The sequence below is a fragment of the Methylobacter sp. genome (genome assembly GCF_036845245.1).
Classification (GTDB): Bacteria; Pseudomonadota; Gammaproteobacteria; order Methylococcales; family Methylomonadaceae; genus Methylobacter_A.
In genome coordinates, this window is record NZ_DAIUEH010000034.1 from 22,762 (window position 1) to 42,056 (window position 19,295).

Annotated in this window: 15 protein-coding genes and 2 tRNA genes; 3 read left to right on the forward strand and 14 right to left on the reverse strand. The window is 47.2% G+C overall.

Going from position 1 to position 19,295, the window contains the following annotated elements:
• Positions 1 to 37 precede the first annotated feature (37 nt).
• From V7051_RS15295 to V7051_RS15360, 14 genes are all read right to left on the reverse strand, one after another.
• Positions 38 to 114, reverse strand: a tRNA-Pro gene (locus tag V7051_RS15295).
• A gap of 102 nt (positions 115 to 216) precedes the next feature.
• A complete protein-coding gene (locus V7051_RS15300; RefSeq protein ID WP_006893012.1) occupies positions 217 to 570 on the reverse strand; it encodes a MerR family transcriptional regulator in 354 nt (117 codons plus the stop codon).
• Positions 554 to 850, reverse strand: coding sequence for an integration host factor subunit alpha (gene ihfA / locus V7051_RS15305; protein WP_292549411.1), 297 nt, complete (start codon positions 848 to 850; stop codon positions 554 to 556). Before ihfA ends, V7051_RS15300 begins: the two co-directional genes overlap by 17 nt.
• A gap of 2 nt (positions 851 to 852) precedes the next feature.
• Positions 853 to 3,228, reverse strand: a complete 2,376-nt coding sequence (pheT, locus tag V7051_RS15310; RefSeq protein WP_333876312.1) for a phenylalanine--tRNA ligase subunit beta — start codon at positions 3,226 to 3,228, stop codon at positions 853 to 855.
• Positions 3,229 to 3,296: 68 nt separating this feature from the next.
• Positions 3,297 to 4,316: a phenylalanine--tRNA ligase subunit alpha gene (gene pheS / locus V7051_RS15315; protein WP_333876314.1), complete on the reverse strand. Its 1,020-nt coding sequence runs from the start codon at positions 4,314 to 4,316 to the stop codon at positions 3,297 to 3,299.
• Positions 4,317 to 4,448: 132 nt separating this feature from the next.
• Positions 4,449 to 4,811 (reverse strand): 50S ribosomal protein L20, encoded by a 363-nt coding sequence (gene rplT / locus V7051_RS15320; RefSeq protein WP_333876316.1) that lies wholly within the window; start codon positions 4,809 to 4,811, stop codon positions 4,449 to 4,451.
• A 14-nt stretch (positions 4,812 to 4,825) separates the two neighbouring features.
• Positions 4,826 to 5,023 carry a 50S ribosomal protein L35 gene (gene rpmI, locus V7051_RS15325; RefSeq protein WP_292433401.1) on the reverse strand — a complete coding sequence of 66 codons (198 nt, stop codon included), beginning with the start codon at positions 5,021 to 5,023 and terminating at the stop codon, positions 4,826 to 4,828.
• A 146-nt stretch (positions 5,024 to 5,169) separates the two neighbouring features.
• Positions 5,170 to 5,694, reverse strand: a complete 525-nt coding sequence (infC, locus tag V7051_RS15330) for a translation initiation factor IF-3 (protein WP_333876370.1) — start codon at positions 5,692 to 5,694, stop codon at positions 5,170 to 5,172.
• A 21-nt stretch (positions 5,695 to 5,715) separates the two neighbouring features.
• On the reverse strand, positions 5,716 to 7,623 hold the full coding sequence (gene thrS / locus V7051_RS15335; RefSeq protein WP_333876319.1) for a threonine--tRNA ligase: 1,908 nt from the start codon (positions 7,621 to 7,623) through the stop codon (positions 5,716 to 5,718).
• Between the two features lie 62 nt (positions 7,624 to 7,685).
• A tRNA-Val gene (locus V7051_RS15340) sits at positions 7,686 to 7,762 on the reverse strand.
• Between the two features lie 96 nt (positions 7,763 to 7,858).
• On the reverse strand, positions 7,859 to 11,560 hold the full coding sequence (locus V7051_RS15345; RefSeq protein ID WP_333876321.1) for a pyridine nucleotide-disulfide oxidoreductase: 3,702 nt from the start codon (positions 11,558 to 11,560) through the stop codon (positions 7,859 to 7,861).
• Positions 11,561 to 12,159: 599 nt separating this feature from the next.
• Positions 12,160 to 13,887 carry a hypothetical protein gene (locus tag V7051_RS15350; protein ID WP_333876323.1) on the reverse strand — a complete coding sequence of 576 codons (1,728 nt, stop codon included), beginning with the start codon at positions 13,885 to 13,887 and terminating at the stop codon, positions 12,160 to 12,162.
• 327 nt (positions 13,888 to 14,214) lie between these two features.
• Complete coding sequence (gene rsgA, locus V7051_RS15355; protein ID WP_333876325.1) at positions 14,215 to 15,102, reverse strand: ribosome small subunit-dependent GTPase A; 888 nt, start codon at positions 15,100 to 15,102, stop codon at positions 14,215 to 14,217.
• Entirely contained in the window at positions 15,102 to 16,370 is a 1,269-nt protein-coding gene (locus tag V7051_RS15360; RefSeq protein ID WP_333876326.1) for a M48 family metallopeptidase, read from the reverse strand. The genes rsgA and V7051_RS15360 overlap by 1 nt, the downstream gene beginning before the upstream one ends.
• 88 nt (positions 16,371 to 16,458) lie before the next feature.
• Here V7051_RS15360 and orn point away from each other — a divergent pair, with 88 nt between their 5' ends.
• The 3 genes from orn to serS all read left to right on the forward strand — a co-directional run bounded on the left by orn (position 16,459) and on the right by serS (position 19,144).
• On the forward strand, positions 16,459 to 17,004 hold the full coding sequence (orn, locus tag V7051_RS15365) for an oligoribonuclease (protein WP_333876328.1): 546 nt from the start codon (positions 16,459 to 16,461) through the stop codon (positions 17,002 to 17,004).
• A 3-nt stretch (positions 17,005 to 17,007) separates the two neighbouring features.
• Entirely contained in the window at positions 17,008 to 17,715 is a 708-nt protein-coding gene (gene crcB / locus V7051_RS15370; protein WP_333876330.1) for a fluoride efflux transporter CrcB, read from the forward strand.
• A 157-nt stretch (positions 17,716 to 17,872) separates the two neighbouring features.
• Positions 17,873 to 19,144: a serine--tRNA ligase gene (gene serS, locus V7051_RS15375; protein ID WP_333876332.1), complete on the forward strand. Its 1,272-nt coding sequence runs from the start codon at positions 17,873 to 17,875 to the stop codon at positions 19,142 to 19,144.
• Positions 19,145 to 19,295 lie beyond the last annotated feature (151 nt).

The window sequence follows — 19,295 nt, forward strand, 5'->3', positions numbered from 1 at the left end:
TGCCCAGTCGGGTGATTGTATTATTCTTTGTTTCAATTGGTCGGGACGACAGGATTTGAACCTGCGACCCCTTGTCCCCCAGACAAGTGCGCTACCAAGCTGCGCTACGCCCCGACAGTTTGAAATAAAGAATTTAAAGCGGAAAGGATTGTGAACACAACCCAATAATTCAATGCGACAAATTGTACTACATTTAGTCGCATTGAATGAAAAAATCTACTTTAGCAGCTCCAGAATTTCTTCCAGTTCGCTAACCATTTGATGAATCAGCTGCTTGGTGCGGGTTGAGTCTTCTTTGGCATCGTCACTACTTAAGTGAGCTCGGGCACCGCCGATAGTGTAGCCTTGTTCATACAATAATGATCTTATCTGCCGGATCATTAGCACGTCATGGCGCTGATAATAACGACGATTGCCGCGCCGTTTTACCGGGCTAAGTTCTGTAAACTCTTGTTCCCAATAACGCAGCACATGAGGTTTTACGCCGCATAATTCGCTGACTTCACCTATGGTGAAATATCGTTTTGCCGGTATGACCGGCAGCTCATTATTATTACTCGGTTCCAGCATAAGCTTCCACTCTGGCTTTTAGTTTTTGACCTGATCTGAATGTTACCACGCGACGGGCCGTTATGGGGATCTCTTCGCCTGTTTTTGGGTTCCTGCCTGGGCGACTGCTTTTGTCTCGCAGTTCGAATTTTCCAAAACCGGAAATTTTTACCTGCTCACCATGTTCAAGAGAGCCTTTAATTTCTTCAAAAAACATTTCGACCATATCTTTTGCTTCGCGCTTGTTTAAGCCCAGCTCGTCAAACAGCCTTTCGGCAAAATCGGCTTTAGTTAATGCCATTGTTAATCCCTCAGCTTCGCACTTATTTTTGTGGTCAATGTTTCTAACAGTCCGCTAAATATAGCATCAATTTCAGAATCTGTTAGGGTTTGTGAAAAATCTTGTATTATTAAACTTAAGGCAATGCTTTTACTGCCTTCTTCGATGCCTTTTCCACGATAAATATCAAAAACCACGATGTCTTGTAAAGTCTGTTCTGCACAATCTTTAATGCAATTGATTATCTCACTAACGGCAACTTCTTCCTTAACAATCAAGGCGATGTCGCGACGTACTGATGGATATTTCGATAGCGGCTTGAATTTAGGGATTTGTTTGTTCAGCAACAGGTCTTGATCCAATTCAAACAGGAAAACTTGGGTATCAAAACCCAACTGTTTTTCCAATGTTGGATGCAACATGCCCAGCCAGCCGATGCTGTCGCCTTGCTGCGACAGGATTTCAGCCGTTTGCCCGGGATGCAATGCGGGGTGCTTAGCAGGGACAAATTGTGCATCGCAACCGGTCAATGAAAATAACGCTTGTACATCGGCTTTAACGTCGAAAAAATCGACTTTACGAGTTGCGACACCCCATTGCTCGGAATAGGCGCTACCCAAGGCCAGGCCGGACAGCATTTTCTGTTGTTGCGTGTTGCCGTCTTTATTTACAAAACGTAAGCCGGTTTCAAAAAAACGGACTCTGTTTTGCTGGCGGTTAGTATTGTGCAGCGCGGCCTTCAATAATCCGCACCAAAGGGTAGAGCGCATTACCGATAAATCGGCAGAAATCGGGTTTTTTAAGCGGACAACTTCATCATTAGGGGCGATCGCTTGCTGTATTTCTTCATCGACAAAACTATAGGTAATCGCTTCCTGATAGCCTCTGTCAACCAGCAAGTCTTTGGCGCGATCCAGATCCAGCACCGCTTCGGTGGCTTTGCCGAGTTCCGAGCGCATTAACAGGCTGTTGTTCGGCAGGTTGTTATAGCCGACGATACGGGCTATTTCTTCAATTAAATCGGCTTCAATAGCAATATCGAAACGACATCCCGGAGGCGTCACAGACCAGCTATCCGGTTGTGCTTGTACCGCCATGCCGAGACGTTGAAAAATATCAATAACTTGTTCGTCCGCCAAGGCAATACCCAAGGTTTTTTCCAGGCGCTGTTTTCTGAGTAATACGGCAGAGCGGTGCGGCAGGGTGGCCACCGTTGTCACGTCGGTGATTGTACCGACGCTGCCGCCTGCGATGTCGATAATCAATTGGGTGGCGCGTTCTATCGCGCGTTCCTGCAAAGTCGGGTCAACGCCGCGCTCGAAACGGTGAGATGAGTCGGTATGCAAACCGTAATTCCGTGCTTTACCGGCGATGCTTTGCGGAGTAAAAAACGCGCACTCCAGAAAAATATCTTGGGTGTCGTTACTAACTGCGGACTCGCTACCGCCCATTACGCCGGCCAATGCCAACGCTTGTTTATCATCGGCGATAACCAGGGTTTCATTATCCAATTTAATGGTCTGGCCGTTTAACAGGGCGACATTTTCATCGGTTTGGGCATAGCGCACATTAATGTTGCCGGTTAATTTTACGGCATCGAAGGCGTGCAGCGGTTGGCCCAGTTCGATCAGGACATAATTGGTAACATCAACCACGGCACTCAAGTTTCTTACGCCTGAGCGACGCAGACGTTCCTGCATCCATAACGGGGTTTCGGCTTTAGAATTTACGCCTTTAATCAATCGGCCCAAATAGCGCGGACAAGCATCTGTAGCTGTCACGGACACAGTCAAGGTGTCAGTATGACTAATTGCGGACTTCTCAACCTGAACGGCCGACCAGTCCATTTTGTTCAGCACCGCCACTTCGCGCGCAATGCCTTCAACGCTCAGGCAGTCGGCTCTATTCGGGGTTAAATCGACTTCAATGATATTGTCGTTGAGCGACAGGTATTCGCGTATATCAACGCCTACCGGAGCATCGGCAGCCAGTTCCATTAAGCCGTTGGCATCGGCGGCCAAGCCCAGCTCTTTTTCGGAACACAACATGCCGTAGGATTCTATACCGCGAAGTTTTGATTTTTTAATTTTAAAATCACCCGGCAATACTGCACCGATCAATGCGGCTGGAATTCTCAAGCCGACCCGGACGTTACTGGCGCCGCAGACAATTTGTAAAGGTTCCGCCTCGCCTACCGTGACTTGGCAAACTCTCAAGCGGTCTGCATCGGGATGTTGTTCCATGGCAAGAACTTCGCCGACAACCACGCCGCTGAATACTGCTGCCGCAGGCGTTATCGAATCGACCTCAAGGCCGGCCATGGTCAATTGCTCGACCAATTGTTCGGTGCTTATTGCCGGATTGACATATTCTCTTAACCAGGCTTCACTAATTTGCATGACTCAAACATTATCTCCAGGGATGGGGTGTATGCCGCAAGCCTGCCGGGAGCAGGCGCGGCGCCTGTTTAATTAAATTGTTCCAAAAACTTAAGATCGTTCTCGAAGAACAATCTCAAATCGTTAATGCCGTATCGCAACATCGCCAAGCGTTCTACACCCATGCCAAAGGCAAAGCCGCTATAGGTCTCGCTGTCGATATTAACCGCCTTAAAGACTTCGGGATGTATCATGCCGCAGCCCATGACTTCCAGCCAGCCGGTATGGCTGCATACGCGACAGCCTTGGCCACCGCACATTACGCATTCAATATCGACTTCCGCCGACGGCTCGGTGAACGGGAAATAGGAAGGCCTAAAGCGTACCTGAATGTCTTTTTCAAAGAAAGCTCGCAAAAATTCATAAACCACGCCTTTTAAGTCGGCAAAGCTGACATCGGTATCAACCAGAAAACCTTCTACCTGATGAAACATCGGCGTATGGGTAATGTCCGAATCGCAACGATATACGCGGCCTGGTGCAATCACTTTCAGAGGTGGCTTTTCCGATTCCATAACCCTGATTTGTACCGGCGAGGTATGGGTTCTTAATACGGTGTGCGCATCAAAATAAAATGTGTCATGCATCGCCCTAGCCGGGTGATGTGCTGGAATATTCAGCGCTTCGAAATTATGATAGTCATCTTCGATTTCAGGTCCTTCAACAACTTGAAAGCCGACGCTGGCAAAAATCTTGGAAATTCGGCGCAATGTGGTTGTAACCGGATGCAAGCCCGCAACAGCTTGACCTCTTCCCGGTTGGGTGACGTCTATACCTTCACTGGCCAGTCTTTCTTCTAAGGCGGCATTTTGCAGCACATCTTTTTTGGCTTCCAGTTGCTCTTGAAATTGATCTTTGGCCTGATTAATGACTTGTCCGGCGGCGCGTCTTTGCTCAGGATCGAGCGCGCCCAATTCTTTCATCTGCAGGGTAAATAAACCCTTTTTGCCGAGATAATGAACACGAACCAGATCGAGTTGGTTTAGGTCTTGTGCGTCGCGAAGCTGCTGTAATGCCTGCGCGAGAATTTCTTCTAGGGTAGCGGACACGGTTTAGCTCGCTGTGTGTAGGTGGTGGGAATGTTTTTTAAAGGGAAAGGCTAAAACTAAAGCCTTAATTCCCCTCCCGGAAAGAGGGAGGGGAATGGTAGGATCTAAGTTAATTAAAATCCAGATCGTTCCTTAAGGCTTACTTTGGTGTTCTTTTGCAATTTTCGCAATTTCCGCAAAAGCGTTAATGTCGCGAACTGCAATATCAGCCAGGACCTTACGGTCTATCTTGACATTGGCTTTAGTTAAGCCATTGATGAAGCGACTGTATGACATTCCGCTTAGACGTGCGGCCGCATTAATACGAACGATCCACAACGCACGGAATTGACGTTTTTTCTGTTTACGGTCACGGTACGCATACTGACCCGCTTTGATAACCGCTTGTTTGGCAACGCGATAAATCCGGCTTCGTGCGCCGTAATAACCTTTCGCTTGCTTTAATACTTTTTTATGTCTTGCTCTGGCTGTTACGCCGCGTTTAACTCTAGGCATGATCTACTTCCTAATTAACTGTACGGCATCATACGTGCAGCCATGCGCACATCTGATGGATGAATAGTTGCCGGTGAGCGTAACTGTCTTTTTCTCTTAGTCGATTTTTTAGTCAGAATATGACGTTTGTGGGACTGGCCACATTTAAAACCGCCGTTGCCTGTGCGTCTGAAACGCTTGGCAGCTCCACGGTTAGTTTTGATCTTTGGCATTTGTTTGCTCCAATTAATTAAAATAAATCCCTGAGTTGTAACCCAGCAAGGCAAAATGCATGGCCCTAAAGAATTACCGGCATCATTTATATGATGCCTAGCAGCTCATCCTGAGCAGCTGTAAAAGGTTGTAAGCGTTTTTGTTATTATTTTTTCTTTTTAGGCGCCATAACCATAACCATTTGACGGCCTTCCATTTTAGGAAACTGCTCGACGATGGCTATTTCTTCCAAATCCGTTTCTATCCGTTTCAGCAGATCAACACCGATTTCCCGATGCGCCATTTCGCGTCCACGATAACGTAAGGTTATTTTGGTTTTATCGCCGTCATTAAGGAATTTGGTTAAACTTCTGAGCTTAACTTGATAATCGCCTTCATCGGTTCCAGGTCTGAATTTGATTTCCTTGACTTGAACCTGTTTTTGCTTCTTTTTGGCGACGGCCAGTTTTTTATTTAGCTCAAACTGGTATTTTCCGTAGTTCATCACCTTGCAAACCGGAGGATCCGCATTTGGCGATATTTCTACTAAATCTAAGTCTGCAGCGTATGCAATCTGTTTGGCTTCATCTAACGAGATAATACCTAACGCTTCACCATCCGGACCTGTTACTCTCACTCGTCTGGCAGTGATTGAGTCATTCAGGCGCGTTTCATCTTTTTTAGCAGCGATATCCTAATCCTCCAAAATCATTTATTGTCTGCCTGTAATCTCTTGTCTCAACCGTCCGGTAAATTCATCGATCGACAGGCTACCTAAGTCATCACCTTTTTGCGTACGTACCGTAATACTTTGTTGTTCTAATTCTTTGTCACCGATAATGACAAGATACGGCACGCGCTGCATAGAATGCTCGCGAATTTTAAACCCGATCTTCTCATTTCTCAAGTCAATTTTTACCCGGATGCCTTGTTTTTCAAGGTCTAGCATAATTTGCGATGCATATTCCGCATGCCGGTCGGTAATATTAAGTACAACTACTTGTACCGGAGAAAGCCATAGTGGGAAGGTTCCGGCGTGTTGCTCAATCAAAATACCGATAAAGCGCTCCAGTGAGCCGAGTATTGCTCTGTGTAGCATGACCGGTACTTGCCGTGATCCGTCTTCAGCAATATAAGTTGCATCGAGACGGCCCGGCATCGAAAAATCCACTTGAATCGTGCCGCATTGCCAAACGCGTCCGATACAGTCTTTTAATGAGAATTCGATTTTAGGTCCGTAAAAGGCGCCTTCGCCCGGTTGCAAGTCCCATTTCAATCCTTTGGTATTAAGCGCCAGTTCCAGAGCGTTTTCCGCTTTATCCCAGACCGAATCGTCACCGACCCGGTTTTCAGGGCGTGTGGATAATTTAATGATAACTTCTTCAAAGCCAAAATCTTTATAGACATCGAACAGCATGTCGATAAAGGTTGATACTTCGTCCTGGATCTGGCCTTCAGTGCAGAAGATATGCGCATCATCCTGAACAAAGTTCCTGACCCGCATTAAGCCATGCAAGGTTCCGGAAGGTTCATTGCGATGACAGGAACCGAATTCCGCTAAACGAATAGGCAAATCACGGTAGCTTTTAAGGCCCTGATTATAAATTTGCACATGGCAAGGGCAATTCATCGGCTTGATTGCGTAATCACGATTCTCGGAATGCGTGGTGAAAATCATGTCACCGAATTTTTCCCAGTGCCCCGATCTTTCCCATAAAGAACGATCTACGACCTGTGGTGTTCTAACCTCGCCGTAACCGTTGACTCGTAACTTCTCGCGGATATATTGTTCGACCTGCTGATAAATGACCCAGCCTTTCTCATGCCAGAACACCATTCCAGGGGCTTCTTCCTGGGAATGAAATAAGTCCAGTGTCTTTGCTAATTTCCGGTGATCGCGCTTTTCCGCTTCTTCCAGGCGGTGCAGGTAAGCCTGCAAGTCTTTTTTATCGCCCCATGCTGTACCGTAAATGCGTTGCAGCATTTCGTTGTCGGAATTGCCGCGCCAATAGGCTCCGGCAATCTTCATTAGCTTAAAGACTTTTAATTTGCCGGTGCTGGGCACATGAGGGCCACGGCACAGGTCGGTAAACCCACCCTGTTCATACAAAGATAAATCTTCATTGGCCGGGATAGACTCGATAATTTCGGCTTTATAGGTTTCGCCCAGATCCCTGAAAAACTTGACGGCTTCATCGCGCGATAACACCGAGCGATGAACCGGATAGTCTTCAGCTGCCAGCTGCTCCATCTTTTTCTCAATTGCGCTCAGGTCTTCCGGCGTAAAAGGTCTTTCATAAGAAAAATCGTAAAAAAAGCCGTTTTCGATAACCGGTCCGATGGTCACTTGCGCAGAGGGGAATAACTGTTTGACGGCCTGGGCCAATAGATGTGCGGTTGAATGGCGAATAACGCTGATGCCGTCTTCATCCTTTGCGGTAATCAGTTGCAGAGTTGCATCTTGATCGATTAATGCGCTGGCATCGACCAGGTTGCCGTTAACCTTGCCCGCCAGGGTTGCTTTAGCTAAGCCCGAACCGATAGACGACGCAACGTCCATCGCCGTTACGGCTTGGTCATACTCACGCTTGGAACCATCAGGAAGAGTAATTACCGGCATCTTTTATTTGTATTTTAGTGTCTACAATAAAAAAAGCACTGCGGTGCAGTGCTTTAAATGTTTGGTAGGCACGAGTGGACTCGAACCACCGACCCCCACCATGTCAAGGTGGTGCTCTAACCAACTGAGCTACGCGCCTGAAGTCTATGCAACTTCGAGCCAGCTATTATACCTATAGATTTTTGTTGTGCAACTATTAACGCAATATTTGCTCTGTAGCGTATTGATATTGTGTTTAATTCCGCTGCTGTTTTTCCAATAAATAATCCAGCCAAAGATTAGATAGTTTTTCCTGCACGGTATTTTGCCGTAGACGGGCATTCAAATGCGGGAAATCAACTTTGTCCAAATCCTGATCCTGATCGTAGCAGGAATACACGAAGTATTCTTTGCCGGTCTCTGCGTCGACATGTTTACATAAACATTGCGCGCAAATGCCTTTCATCATGCACTGCATCGGCGAGTTGATCGAACCGATCGCGTGATGCGCTTTGTTCAGATAAGGTTTCAGCACATCGAAGCGGGCGCTTTTTACCGCTGCCATCATGCGATCAGAGCCGATTACGATAAGATGGTCAACATCCGCCAACGAAATGGGTTGTTCACCTAAATCGCCTTGGGCGTAAGCCAGCATGCATTCCAGGATATTGCCGACAAAAGTCTTGTCCTGCGGACGCGTCGGGGTGATCGCAGTGACGCCTTCGCCTTTATCGACCGACCAGACGATGATGTCTGCGGCGGCTTCGACATCCTCGACTTTAAAGCGGTCTTGCGCGTATTTGTAACCGGCAAAATAAATTACCTTATTACCTGCGGCTCTTAATGCTTTGCCGATAGAGAACAGTACCGCATTACCCAATCCGCCGCCGAGCAACAATACGGTTTTGCCGGTCGGTATGTCGGTCGGCGTACCGGTTACGCCCATGATCACCAACGGATCGCCGACTTTCCAGGTAGCGCACAGACGCGAGGATGAACCCATTTCCAGTGCGATCAGGGAAATCGTGCCTTTTTCCTTATCGACTTCCGCGCCGGTCAATGCCAAACCTTCGGCCGCAAGTACTGTGCCTTCAACAACAGGTGCAAAAGCTTCATAGTTTTGTACACGGTAAAATTGTCCTGGATGAAATTTTTCCGCTGCCATCGGCGCTTTGACCACGACTTCGATAATCGTCGGCGTCAAGCGGTTAATAGCGACGATAGTCGCTTTAAACGCATCGTCCAAGCGGGCAAACAAGGCTTTTAATGCATTATCGCGTTCCGGTTGCTGAGCAGAATTCAATCCGGCGAGTTCCTGTTCAAACAGTTTGACCACGTAGGGGTAGCCGTTTTTGGCGCTGGCCATGGCTTTAACCACGTTGCCGGCGTATACGGGATGGTTGTCGCCGTAAAAGCTGATGAATTTGCCGTCTTTTTGATAAGACGTCAGCGGGGCGGGTTTGCCGAGTTTGGGCATGGTTTCATCGTTCATCGGTACTAATTCTACCGAGTCGTTGTTCCATTCGGGTTGATAACGTTGGAAGAACCATTTATCCATCGCAAAAGTATCGGGATATTCGCTTTGATAAATCGTATTGGGCGATGTGCCTGCCGCAACGTATAAACTGCGCAACGGCACATTGATGGTCTGTCCTGAATTGTTCCAGCGTCCGTCTTCCAAGACCAGTTTTTCAAATTCTACCGCGTTTAAATGCCCGTATTCGTCAGCTTGTGCGCCGAGCGGGCTCATACCTTCGGCCAAAGCGATGCCTTCTTCCAGCGCTTTAGCGATTTCTTCATGGTTTTGGCGATAAGCGGGCGCATCGTAAATGCCTTTGCGATAAAACAGCGTGACGCCGCCCCATGCTTCGACCAGCGGTTGGAAATCGGGTTGTTCATCTGCGGCTTCGGCGCGTTGGCGTTCGGCGACGATGGCTTTGCCGTGTGTCAGGAATTCATCGAGTATGATGGTTTCTTCCTGGTCGTAACGATTACGAACGCTTTGCTCGCCGTATGCGTTGACCAGCGTTTCATAACGATGCAGGACTTTTTCAACCTGTACCGGATAATAAGCCATTAATTCGGTTGCGGTATCCATAGCGGTCAAGCCGCCGCCGATAACGCCGGCCGGCAAACGTACCTGCAAATTCGCCAGCGAAGAAGCTTTTGCGGCTCCGGTTAATTGCAATGCCATCAAAAAATCAGATGCTTTGCGTATGCCACGCATCAAGTTGTTTTTCAAGCCGATAATGGTCGGTTGGCCTGCGCCCGAAGCGATACAGATATGGTCGAAGCCCATGCTCCATGCGTCTTCAATTGTAATGGTGCCGCCAAAACGCACGCCGCCGTATGCACGAAATGCTTGACGTCGTTGCAAGGTCAGGTAAATGACTTTCAGGAAGTTCTTATCCCAACGAACGGTAATGCCGTATTCAGCCACGCCGCCAAAACCGGCCAGGATGCGCTTATCCAAGTCTTCATACAGGTCTTGAAAGTTTACAATCGGGGCGGGCAGGGTTTCAGCGTCGCCGGTCAGTTCCACAGGCAGCGGCTCCAGTTTTAAGCCGTCGATACCGGCGACGCCGAAGCCCTCATTCAATAAATAATGGCTCATCGTGTAACCGGCGGGCCCCAAGCCGACCACCAGCGCATTTTTGCCGTTGTAAGGCAGCATATACGGACGCTTGACGTTCAGCGGGTTCCAGCGGGTCAGCAGGCTATATATTTCAAAGCCGTAAGGCATGAACAACACATCGGTCAGTACATTGGTTTCAATTTGCGGAATGTCAACCGGATCGGTTTTTTGATAGATACAACCTTTCATGCACTCGTTGCAAATACGATGGCCGGTGCCGGGGCACATCGGGTTGTCGATAATGACAATCGCTAAGGCGCCAATATTATCGCCGCCACGTTTAACCAGATTCATCTCCGAGATTTTTTCATCCAGCGGGCAACCGATTGTCGTCACGCCCAACGGATCAACTTTGAATGTATTGGTTTTTTTATTGCGCATACCTTTAGAGCATGAATCGGTATCGCGCTCATGACAGTAAATGCAATGATTGACTTCGGATAATGTCTGGCGTTGATTGAAACGTGGGTCGGTCAGTTTAAAGCCATCCCGGCGACGACGGTGCTCCTGCTCGCCCATCCAGGCCTTAAACTCGCCGCGATCGACAAGTTCATGCCCAACCAGATGGTCGAAGTCGCGTTTTTGCGGGAGTTTGAAACTCGGCCAGTTTGCGACCACATCGTTATCCTGTTGGGCTACAAAACTCCAGCGCAGCAAGATGTCCATCACGCCATTGATAAACTCGGCCGGATCTTGCAGGCTAATGAGGTCGTTAAATTCAGTCGCCGCATCTGCGTGTGCGGAAAGTTTGGCGCGCAATGCCTCTGCGACTAAATCGGCATTTTCGTAATTGCTGTCTTTGCCTTTAGCGATTAGTTTGTAATGGCTATACAACAAGCCAATAGTTGCGCCGACTCGTGCAACGCGGTGTTCGGGGTCGTCATCCTGATTGGCTTCAGGGAAGCCGGCGTCAACCAGCAGGTCAAAACGATTCAGGATTGCCGGAATAGCCCAATCATCGGTATTCTGGCCTTTAAAGAAGAAATCCAGTTTATCGACGACTTCATTTTTATAGGTAAAAATGCTGTCAATCTCGTCCTTGATTTTTACGCCCTGGGCCTGATGCTGTTCGGAAACATCAAAAAGCTTGGCGACGAACTGGCCCACATAAGGCCCCATGCGCACCAGCAGGTCGGACACCGCCTCTGCCGACAACCCTACGCCCTGATTCTGGCGGTAAGCCTTGAATTCACTATGCAGTTGCGAATCATGGCGTTCAACCGAAGCATCAAACACATCCAGCAAATCTTTCAGACGCGCAGAATCATATAAATCGGGATAGTTAAAGCCGGGAATGCCTAGGGTAAGATTGTGTTGTTCCATAATTCTCGTGTTTGATGATTAGATCGTTTGTTCATACAGGCGCACAGAAATGGCTTTGCCTGTACTTAAAAAGGTTATCGAAAATAATAAAGTTAACCGCATATTGTAAGGAGATATGACTTTGTTTGCCACAGATAATCGTTCCGTTCCCAAGTCCCCGTATAGCTTTCATTAAGTTAATCTGAAACGGAGTGCAAGGCTTGTCTTGCACTCCAAGTCCTACCATAGTTTGTTCGCTAACTTAATGGCGGTGACGTTCCAGTATGAGAACGACACTTTCAAACTTAAGTTGCAGGAAATGCTGTCAGTTGGTTTTTATCGATTAGGGCATTGTGAATGTCGTACAGTCAGGCAATGGATACACCAATTGCTCATGGTTTAACAAAGTATGTAGCGTGGGCTTTCCGTTCTCAAACATCACCAGACCTATATTAGGTTCAGGGTGCACTCGTATTTCTGAGCCCGTGGGTAATATCAGGTATACCCAGTTTTGCCAAGAAGCAATCGGTAGCCAAGGAAACAGCTCTTTAAGTTTGTTAGTATGTTGAGTGCTGGCATGACAAAACTTACTGGCGATTTCTATATCTTTACCTTGTTTGTCATTGGGGCAGTTTTTTAAGGAGGAACTTGCTAATTGATAGCAATGCATCCGTCCCTTGTTCATAAATGTACCTGCCCATTGCACTGAAGGAATAATGCACATCACCGGAAAGAAACACGCATTGCTTAATCTGCATGTCTTCGCTTAAACAATTCATTAGTGTTAGAAAGCTTGGCTTGTTTGAAGACCATGCTTCAACATCGGCTAAGCCAATAATTTTTTTAGTTAAATAAGCTTCTTTACCGATGAACCATTCAAAGTATTTTACATACTGGAAGCCTTCTAGCACTTCAACAAGCCAGTAAGCGGCTTTTTGTACTCGCTCTAACACGGAAAATCCCAGCACGGGGGTCGTCGTAATAAAAATAGGGCAAGTATCGGCGGAAATATTTTGTCCTGTTTTTAGTTTTGCCCATTCCACACGCAGCCAGTCGCGAGCATAACGATCCAATAACACAGGTAGGTAACTATTCGTAGTCGGCATCCGCTGTGTACGCGAATCAACGGCGATAATAGGCGGACTGGTTGGCACAGAAAATCCCCAACCCCGATATTTCCAAGTATGTAGATCGTAGCGTTCGTTGATTTCCGGGCTATTTGCGGCATCCAACAAATATTGACTGATTGTTAGCTGTAAGTCTTTATCAAAATTATCAGGATCATTACCCCAGCCTTGGAACGCCCAATATGAAGCCAGCGCATTGGCAACAATACGTCGCCCTAATGCTGAACTACGAACTCCGTCGTACCAGTCATTGGTGATATTCCAATCATCAGTGACATCATGGTCGTCGAATATCATGTAAGTTGGGATATTTGCCAACAACCTGCGCACATTGGGCAGCGTTGACTGAAACTTATCAACGGCGGCTTGTTGATTGATAAATGCCTGTTCGGCTTTTTTGGATTCTTTAGTGTCTGCAATGAATTGTTGGGCTAATAATGCCCACTTTTCTGCAGGTTGCCAATTTTGCGTATTACCGAAAACGTAAATATACATGGTGGCGAATTCGCCAAAGCTCATTAAGTGATTTTCGGATTCGTCGGAAGTAAAGCCTGATTTATACTCTTTGAGGAAACTTTTCCGTCCGTGTAAAGGGATGTTTTGTGAGTCTTGATAGATTGTGAGCCCTTTCGCGTCTTTGTCATAGGGCAGTAATTCAGGCCTTCCTATCAGTGCAGCCGCTTTTTCTTTCAGCATTGCCAATACAGAAATTGGAACGTCATCCGCATAAATTTGATCGCCTGTCATTAGCAACACGGCGGGACGTTTAGTCAAATCATCATGCGTGGATTCCAACAAGCTATCGGCATAACTGAGTGCATCCGGACTGTTCTCACCGCCATGCGGTTTACGACAGCTGCCGTGTAACAGCTGTTGTAATGCATCGGGAATAAAGAATTTAGGATAGGGCGTTGATTTGTCGTAAGTTAATGCCGATAAGTCCAAAGGCGTGTCAGTGACCGCATCAATAAGCCGGTAATAAAGAAAAGCGTCCACCGGATAGGTTTGTGTGGGGTCATTACAGCGAGCCTGCAGCAAGTATACAAATAGATTTTGACCCAATCGGCAATAATTATTTTGAGTGCTTTCGCCAAGCACTTTGCCATCTTTTGAAATAATTTGAAGCGTTAAGTTAATCAGTTCTACGGTAGCAAACCACACGCAAACACGATTTGGTGTTGCGCGCCGCAGAATAGGTCCAGCGAGTAATGATGTATTCATATTTCGACCTTGATTAAAAAGGGTTAACCAACAAAATCAGCATCTTGTTTTTTACAATCGATATATTGCTGTGATATTTTTTGCTCTCAGATTAGAGCGTTACCGCCATTAACTTTAGACTTGCTACGTTCTCCATGAGGTATGTCGAAAGTTGAGCGGAACAAGTCATTAAGCGATTTGTGGTTTAAAAAGCGCGCCGCGAACGGCTTAGCTTAATAGTCGAGACATTGGAGTAAGTGAACGATACAGCCTCCTCGTTCAATATTAGGCAATTTACTATTTAAAGCAAGTTTTCTGTCTTTAAGTGATTCTTTTGGTTGATTTTTGTCAGACAGATGCCGTCGGCATTTTTTCCCTAAGCTTTAAAAATCGCTGATACCGCGTCATGGAAATATCGCCGTTTTCCGCAGCTACCCGTACTGCGCAACCCTTATCAACCAGATGACGGCAATTCTTAAATTGGCATTGATCAATCAGCGGCTGAAATTCACGGTAGCCGTAAGCCAGCTGCTGCTCGGATAGGCCTGCCAGCCCGAAAATCGCAACGCCGGGGCTGTCGATTAAATCACCACCTTGGGCCATATGGTACAACGTCGCTGCGGTGGTGGTATGTCGCCCGTGTTTAGTGGTTTCCGAGATGGTATTGGTCCTGAGCTCTTTGTCGGGAATGATCACATTGGTTAACGATGACTTACCGACGCCGGATTGCCCGGTTAAAATGCTGACCTGATCTTTTAAAGCCTGCTTGAGTTCATCCAAACCTGATGCCGCTGTAGCGCTGACCCGGTACAGCGTGTAGCCCAGGTTGGTATAATCCAGCAGTTCCTGTTCAATACCTGCCGATTGCGCCAGGTCGGTTTTATTCAGCACTAACGCCGCGTCGATATTGCGGTTTTCGCAAATAGCCAGATATTGGTCTATCAATAAAAAATCGCAATAAGGTTCGACAGCAAAGACGACAAAAACGGTGTCGATATTGGCGGCAACCGGACGCGTTTTGCCGTTTCTGGATGGGCGCATCAATAATGAACGCCGGGGCAGGATTTCTTCTATGCGTCCTTGATCTGGCGAGGATTGCGTCCATAAAACCCTATCGCCGACTGCGACGGTTTCAAGCCGCCGCAGAGTCTGGCAAAGCACAATCTTATCGTCATGTTCAACAGCAATGCCCTGGCCTAAATGGGAGATGACGAGTCCTTCAATTAAATTAGCCATCACGCAGGGCGTATTTGCGATTCTAAATTGGCGATACGGATAGCCGCGGGCGGATGGCTGTAATGGAAGGCCGAATATAAAGGGTCCGGCGTTAAAGTGCTGGCGTTTTCTTCAAACAGTTTGACCAACGCGCTGATCAGTTTTTCGGCTTTGGCATTGCTTGAGGCAAAATTATCGGCTTCAAATTCAAATTTGCGTTGCACATAGGCGATGATGGGCTGGATAAAAAAGGTAAACGACGATGACACCAACATAAACAGTAATAAGGCGGCGGCATGAGACAAGGAGGTCGTATATGACGGGAGCTCTACACCCAGTCCATTGTAAAACCATGGCTGATCGATCAGCCAGCCTAATACCGCGAAACTGACCAGGGTCATCACGGCATTGGCGACCAGCATCTTGATAGTGTGTTTGCACTTGAAATGCCCGAGTTCATGAGCCAGAATTGCTTCCAGTTCTTCATCATCGAGAGAATTGATCAAGGTGTCGAAAAACACGATGCGCTTGTTGTTGCCAAGGCCGGTGAAATAGGCATTGCCGTGTCCTGAACGTTTGGAGCCGTCCATAATAAATATGCCTTGGCTGTTAAAGCCGCAACGAGCAAGCAAGCCTTGAATCCGCTCTTTTAATGAACCTTCTTCCATCGGGGTAAATTTATTGAATAACGGCGCAATCACGGTCGGGTAAAGCCAGCTCATCAATAACGAAAAGCTTATCAGTATGCCCCAGGCCCATAACCACCACAGTGAACCTATGCTATCCATAACCCACAAGATTAAAGCCAGTAACGGCATACCGATAGCGGCGACTAAAACCAGTTGCAGCAATTGATCTTTGATGAATTGCTGCGGGGTGCTTTTGTTGAAACCGTATTTTTCTTCAATTACAAAGGTTTGATAGACGCTGGTTGGAATCTCCACCAAAGTCATGACCAGAAAAACACTGGCTAATGCGGCCAAGCCGGCTATCAAAGGGGATTGCACAGTGGCCGCCCAAAATTCGAATGCCCAATTAATGCCGCCGCCGAGGGTCAATATTAACAGTAGCGCCACACTGATGATGCTGTCTATTTTGCCCAGCCTGCTTTTTTCCAGCGTGTAGTCGGCCGCTTTTTGGTGGGCTTCCAGAGAAACGGTTTCTTTAAAAGCTTCAGGCACGGCGGAACGGTGTTTGGCAACGTGATCGGCATGTCGTTTAGCCAGCCAAAACTGGACTGAAAAAGACAGGGTTAGTGCGATTAAAAAGATGACGGTAAAGCTGTTCATAAGCGCGATTCTTCAAAGTTTAAGAGTTAGACGTACACATTAGCCAATGCTACACTAACCGCCACCTTCAATACAATGGAATCAACAAATGGCGCAGGATTCATCGCATCTTATCTGGATAGACCTTGAAATGACCGGGCTCGATCCGGACAACGATTTGATCATCGAGATTGCTACGATTGTTACCGACAAAAATTTGAATATTCTGGCCCAAGGCCCTGTTCTGGTCGTACATCAGTCCGATGCCGCGTTGGCGGCAATGGATGAGTGGAATCAGCAACATCATGGACAATCCGGCTTAATTAAACGCGTTAAAGAGTCCTCCATTGACGATGCTGAGGCCGAACGGCAAACGCTAGAATTTTTAAAGCATTGGGTGCCGGAGAAGGCTTCGCCGATTTGCGGAAACAGCATTGGTCAGGACAGACGCTTTTTGTATCGTTATATGCCTAAACTGGAAGCGTATTTTCATTATCGTAATATCGATGTTTCAACGCTGAAAGAGCTTGCTGCCAGATGGGCGCCGGATGTCAAAGAAGGCTTCAAGAAAAAGTCGTCGCATCAGGCCTTGGACGATATTGTCGAATCCATAGAAGAGCTGCGTTATTACCGCGAACACTTCATCAAGTTTTAACGTATGAATCAGATTATTGCAGTTGCGCTGGGCGGATCGTTTGGTGCAGTGATTCGGTTCCTGGTTTCGTCGGGCATTTACCAGTGGCTGGGCCGCGGTTTTCCTTATGGCACCTTAGTCGTCAATGTTATCGGTTCGTTTATGCTCGGCTTATTGACCGAATCGTTGATATTGCAACGCGTCACCATTACCTTCGAATACAGAGCGGCTATTTTGGTTGGCTTTATCGGCGCATTTACAACTTTCTCCACGTTTTCGCTGGAAACTTTTTATCTGATAGAGCAGGGCAATTTAACCAAAGCAGCGTTGAATATCTTTACCAGCGTTTCGGCCTGTATATTTGCAATCTGGATTGGGTTATTGTGCGGCCGAGGCTTGTTTTATTATTCGGAGGGCGTCATTCAATGGTCGGGCGGCATCATTCCTTATGCGTTGATGACGATTAATGCGATATTCGCTTTTTTGATCAGCATGTTGGCGACTATTTTGTTGCAGAAAGTGGCGCTGTCCGTGGAATATCGCGTGGTATTGACGGTGATTTTAGTCGGTGTTTTTTTAACCCTGTCCGGCTTATATTTATTGCTGTATTTGGTGGAACACGGTTATTCATTCGATACCAACTTGAACTTAATGTTGGGTACATTTGTTGGCAATAGCCTGATTTGTATTTTGGTGATTTGGATGGGTTTGTTGGTGGGTAAGCAGATATAGATTTATCGTTCTCCGTGCGTATCAGTTTAACAAAAGCATTTCACCACGAAGACACGAAGTAAAAAGCAAAAGTAAACTTCGTGTTTTTCATTTTTAAACGGTGCGTAGATGCGCCAAATAACTACATATTTTTAATTAATAAGGTAATCACGCAGTCATGTTAGATCCCCGCTTATTCAGAACCGAACTTGATTTTGTTAAGGAACAGCTAAACAGGCGTTCATTCGATTTTAACCCTGAGTATTATTCCGAGCTGGAAGCCCGGCGCAAAGATATTCAGGTTAAAACCCAGGAATTGCAAAACGAACGCAACAGTAGCTCAAAAGCCATCGGTATCGCCAAGGCTAAAGGCGAAGACGTGCAGCCGTTGTTGGATCAGGTTCAGCATTTGGGTGATGAATTAAAAGCTGCGGAAGCCGAATTGTCCGATATTCAGGCAAAAATGACCGCCTTGATGGAAGGCATTCCCAACCTGCTTGATGAGTCCGTACCGAACGGCAAGAGTGAAGACGACAACTTAGAAATCAGCCGTTGGGGAGACATTCCGACTTTCAATTTTGAACCCAAAGACCATGTCGATTTAGGCGCAAAGATCGGTATGGATTTCGAGCTGGGCGCGAAAATCGCCAGCGCAAGGTTTGTGGTATTAAACGGGCCGCTTGCACGATTGCAACGAGCCATTATCCAGTTGATGCTCGACACTCATACTGCCGAACACGGCTATATCGAAACTTACGTGCCTTTCCTGGTCAATGCCGACAGCTTGCGCGGTACCGGCCAGTTGCCCAAATTTGAAGCCGACCTGTTCAAGGCCAGCGATGATCCTGCGTTGTACCTGATTCCAACCGCCGAAGTGCCGGTCACCAACATCGTCAGGGATGTGATTATCGATGCCAAAGACCTGCCGCTTAAATTCGTCTGCCACAGCCCTTGTTTCCGTAGCGAGGCAGGTGCATATGGCCGCGATGTAAGAGGCATGATCCGCCAACATCAATTCGAAAAAGTCGAGATCGTGCAAATCGTAAAACCTGAAGATTCAGCTGCGGCTCATGAAGAACTAACCAAACACGCCGAAGCCGTGCTGAAAAAACTCAACCTGCCTTACCGCAAGATGTTGCTATGCGCAGGCGATACCGGCTTTTCATCAAGCAAAACCTACGATCTGGAAGTGTGGCTGCCGGGGCAGGGTACTTATCGGGAAATATCGTCATGCAGCAACTTTAAAGACTTCCAAGCGCGCCGGCTGCAAGCGCGTTGGCGCAACCCGGAAACCGGCAAACCTGAACTGGTACATACCCTGAACGGTTCAGGCCTGGCGGCAGGTAGAACCCTGATTGCGGTCATGGAAAATTATCAGGATGCCGAAGGACGGATACATATTCCTGATGCATTGCGGTCTTATATGGGTGGGTTGGAAGTTATTGGATAGTTTTGAGCGGGATGAAGTGTACGCCTCTTGATGTTTGATTTATGTTGAGAGACGTAGGATGCGCTGAATAGGGTGAAGCGCATCGTTCGCGTAGGATAGGATAGGATAGGATAGGATAGGATAGGATAGGATAGGATAGGATAGGATAGGA